Origin of the sequence: Hyphomonas sp. (genome assembly GCF_041689225.1) — a bacterium.
In the GTDB taxonomy this organism is placed as follows: domain Bacteria; phylum Pseudomonadota; class Alphaproteobacteria; order Caulobacterales; family Hyphomonadaceae; genus Hyphomonas.
In genome coordinates this window covers 1-2,999 of record NZ_JBDNGN010000015.1, presented here as the reverse complement: position 1 = coordinate 2,999, position 2,999 = coordinate 1, and the positions used below count along the sequence as shown (strand labels likewise).

The 2,999-nt window shown below is 60.7% G+C and carries 5 protein-coding genes; all 5 read left to right on the top strand.

From position 1 onward, the window contains the following. The coding region (locus ACESNB_RS01660; protein ID WP_373002906.1) for an HNH endonuclease family protein at positions 1-702 on the top strand (702 nt) is incomplete at its 5' end. A gap of 127 nt (positions 703-829) precedes the next feature. After that, on the top strand, positions 830-1,594 hold the full coding sequence (locus ACESNB_RS01655; RefSeq protein ID WP_373002904.1) for an SDR family NAD(P)-dependent oxidoreductase: 765 nt from the start codon (positions 830-832) through the stop codon (positions 1,592-1,594). Positions 1,595-1,601: 7 nt separating this feature from the next. Then, entirely contained in the window at positions 1,602-1,973 is a 372-nt protein-coding gene (locus ACESNB_RS01650; RefSeq protein WP_373002908.1) for a tRNA-binding protein, read from the top strand. Next, positions 1,970-2,458: a PaaI family thioesterase gene (locus ACESNB_RS01645; RefSeq protein ID WP_373002902.1), complete on the top strand. Its 489-nt coding sequence runs from the start codon at positions 1,970-1,972 to the stop codon at positions 2,456-2,458. Before ACESNB_RS01650 ends, ACESNB_RS01645 begins: the two co-directional genes overlap by 4 nt. 65 nt (positions 2,459-2,523) lie before the next feature. After that, a complete protein-coding gene (locus tag ACESNB_RS01640; RefSeq protein WP_373002900.1) occupies positions 2,524-2,925 on the top strand; it encodes a hypothetical protein in 402 nt (133 codons plus the stop codon). Positions 2,926-2,999: the final 74 nt, after the last annotated feature.

Here is a 2,999-nt window from a genome sequence, read left to right as displayed (position 1 = left end):
GTCGCCGACAAGCTCAACCAGTTGCGCGCGCTGGAGCAACAGAGCTGGCGCGCACCTGCCCTCAAATTCCTCGTCGAGCGTGGAATCGATTCCCCCATCGCGCCGCAATTCTTTACCGACCTCGAACGTCTCGGCTACGTCATCCAGCTGGTCCTCCACGACAAGGACCAGCGCAACAAGCGCTTCAACAAGGTCAGCGACGCGGTGACCAACGAGCGCACACTCCTCGCAAAGAACGGCCCTTTCGCGATCTCGAAGGATGAAGCCCGCAAGGTGCGCGAGCGCCTGCTGGGCCGGTTCGCGACATTCGGCCAGAGACGCGCCATGGCGCTGCGTCTCAATGCGGCGCTCGATGGCGGCTTCACCATTCCCCCGGAATCGGACGCGACGGTCGAACACGTCCTGCCGCGCAATGTCCACGAGGACAGCCACTGGATGGTCACATGGCCCGACCCTGCCAAGCGCCGCGAACAATGCGATACGCTCGGCAATTTCGTGCTGCTGACCAACAAGGTGAACCAGAAGGCAGACCGGCTCGATTATCGCGCCAAGAAGGAAGTCTATTTCAACGGTGGCGGCGGCGCGGATTTTGCCCTGACCCGCGATCTGATGGACCAGGACGCCTGGACACCGGAAGTCGTACGGAAACGTACCGAGCGCCTCGCGGAAATCCTGGCGGAAGAATGGAGCCTGCTGACCTAGGCACCCGGCGCATCCGCACAAAACGCCCGAATCCACCTAATTTACGCCTTTCGCTAGGTAACCCCTAGCGGCAGGGCGCGTCAGACCTTACCCTCGCCCCAGACATAAAACACGAGGGAGCGGTGCCATGAGCCTGTTTGATCTATCCGGAAAATCAGCCATCATTACAGGATCTTCGCGCGGCATCGGCCGGGCGATTGCCGAGGCCATGGCCGATCAGGGCGCCAAGGTAACGATCTCATCACGCAAGCCCGGCCCCTGCCAGGAAGTCGCCGACGCGATCAACAAGAAGCACGGCGACGACACCGCGATTGCCGTGCCCGCGAACATTTCTTCCAAGGACGAATTGCAGGCGATGGTCGACGCCACGAACAAGGCGTTCGGCAAGGTGGATGTGGTTGTCTGCAACGCCGCCGCCAACCCGTATTACGGCCCGATGGAAGGCATCACCGACGACCAGTTCGAGAAAGTCCTGCAGAACAACATCATCTCGAACCACTGGCTGATCCAGATGTGCATGCCGCAAATGCGCGATCGCAAGGACGGCGCGATCATCCTCGTCTCATCAATCGGCGGCCTGCGCGGTTCGCCGATCATCGGCGCGTACAACATCTCGAAAGCCGCCGACTTCCAGCTCGCCCGCAACCTGGCGACCGAATACGGCAAGGACAATATCCGCGTGAACTGTATTGCGCCGGGCCTGATACGCACCGATTTCGCGCGCGCCCTCTGGGAAGACCCGAAAAACCTCAAACGCGCCCTGTCGGGCACGCCCATGGCGCGGATCGGCGAGCCGGTCGAGATCGCCGGTGCGGCCGTGTACCTGGCTTCGGCAGCGGGTGCCTACATGACCGGCCAAATGATGGTCGTCGATGGCGGCGCGACTTGCTGAACCCAAGATGCACCTGACTGACGAACCGGACTCTCCGGAGGCGGCGCCGACCGATTTCGCCACCTTCCGCGAAATCGACATCCGTATCGGAACGATCCTTGAAGCCGCTCGGCTGGACGGCGCCCGCAAGCCCGCCTTGCGGCTGGTGATCGATTTCGGTGCGGGCGTTGGCGTGAAGAAAAGTTCAGCGCAGGTCACGGTGCATTACACACCCGAGACGCTTGTCGGCAAACAGGTTGCCTCCGTCGTCAATTTCCCGCCCCGCCAGATCGGCAAGTTCATGTCGGAAGTGCTGACGCTCGGGTTTCCCGATGCAGACGGTGCCATCGTGATGTTCTCGCCCGACACAAACCTACCCAACGGAGCCCGCCTCGCATGAACCGTACCGAACTTTCCACCCAGCAGTCAGAATTTTTCGCCCGCCTGAAAAACGGCACCTGGGACTTCCCGCCCGGTATCAAAAATCTCGGCATCCGGCCCGACCTCTGGCTGAAGGAGGTTTCCTACGGCCACACCCGCTATGAATGGCCGAATGACGGCTCACGCGACATCAACGAGGGACGTGTCTTCGGCGGTTGGGTTGCCGGCCTGTCCGACCATATCGTGTCGATGACGATGGCCAGTGCGCTGGAAGACGGCGAATGGTTCACCACAATGGAATTGCAGACGCGTATCCTGCGCCCGGTGCCGCACGGCCTGATCACGATCGAGGGCCGCCTCGTCAGCCGCGGCAAGACCACTGGCCTGGTGGAAGCCGACTGGCGCGACGAGAAGGGCCGGCACCTGGCCCGCATCACGGCCGCCAAGGCGATCCGCACCATGGAAGAGCTGCGCGGACCGGGGGCACTGGCCGCCAAGGCTTAGCACACGCAGTCAGGAACCTTGTGGAAGCCCAGCCGTTCTTTGGGCGCAAAACTAAAGAACTGACAATGATTAAGTCCTTGAACAATATCGTAATTATCGGTTCACTTGGCATCGGCTCGAGCATCGCCATCTTCCCTGCCACTGCCCAACTGGGTGTCGGTGTCGGTGTTGGCGTAGAAACAGACGTTGATGCCCGCGTGGGTGTTCGCACCGACGATCCACACGCAAGCCATTCGCATCAGCATTGCGTCTATGAAGGCTATGAATCCGACCGCTGGCACACGCGCCATGAAGTGCGGCGCGACCAGACATGGAACGCCCGGTACAACGGATATGATTGCTACGATTCCTTTCAGTACACATGGGAAGCCGATGAGCGCGTCCACTATGATTCCACGTTCAGCTATGATGATCGTGGCCGCAAATACGAGGCGAAGGATGCGCGCGTCGTGGTCCGCATCCACTAGAGCACCGTGCGATTAATCTGACACATATCCGGCTTCCTTGAAATAGTTCCAGCATTCCTTTGGGTCGTAGAGAT